Source organism: Salipiger sp. HF18 (assembly GCF_011806505.1).
GTDB lineage: Bacteria > Pseudomonadota > Alphaproteobacteria > Rhodobacterales > Rhodobacteraceae > Salipiger > Salipiger thiooxidans.
Genome location: NZ_JAATOS010000894.1, coordinates 1 through 834 on the forward strand (window position 1 = coordinate 1; position 834 = coordinate 834).

1 protein-coding gene is annotated in these 834 nt (G+C 67.9%); it reads left to right on the plus strand.

Going from position 1 to position 834, the window contains the following annotated elements; genetic code table 11:
* Positions 1-829 (plus strand): nitrogenase component 1 (locus tag HC022_RS27805; protein ID WP_303049120.1); only part of this gene is annotated, 829 nt, incomplete at its 5' end.
* Positions 830-834 lie beyond the last annotated feature (5 nt).

An 834-nucleotide genomic window follows, 5' to 3' on the forward strand; every position in this document is an offset into this window, starting at 1 on the left:
GGCCGAGGAACCGCCGGCGGTCTTCGTCTATTCCACCTGCGTGCCCGCGCTCATCGGCGACGACATCGACGCGGTCTGCAAGGCCGCCACCGCCAGGTTCGGCACACCCTGCATCCCGGTGAACGCGCCGGGCTACGTGGGCTCGAAGATCCTCGGCAACAAGCTCGCGGGCGAGGCAATGCTCGACCACGTCATCGGCACCGTCGAGCCCGCGGAGCTGACCCCCTGCGACATCAACATCGTCGGCGACGACAACCTCAGTGGCGAGCTCTGGCAGGTGAAGCCGCTGCTCGACAGGCTGGGCATCCGCATCCTCGGCTCGCTCGCCGCCGACGCCCGCTACAGGCAGGTCGCCATGATGCACCGTGCCAAGGTGACCATGATGGTCTGCTCCAAGGCGGTCATCAACATCGCCCGCAAGCTCGAGGAGCGCTACGGCCTCCCCTATTTCGAGGGCTCGTTCTACGGCATCTCTGACACCTCCGACAGCTTGCGCCAGATGTGCCGCCTGATGGTGTCGCAGGGCGCGGACCCCGCGCTTCTCGACCGCTGCGAGGCGCTGATCGCCGGGGAGGAAGCCGCGATCCGGGCCGATCTCGAGCCGTTCCGCCCCCGCGTCGAGGGCCGCAAGGTGCTGCTCTACACCGGCGGCCACAAGTCCTGGTCGGTGGTGGCGGCGCTGCAGGAGCTGGGGATGAAGGTCATCGGCACCTCGGTCCGCAAGGCCGCCGAAGAGGACAAGGGCCGCGTCGTCGACATCATGGGCGACGATCCCTCGGCGCTGCAATCCCACATCGTCACACGCACCGTGAAGGAGGCCGCCGAATGAAGGTC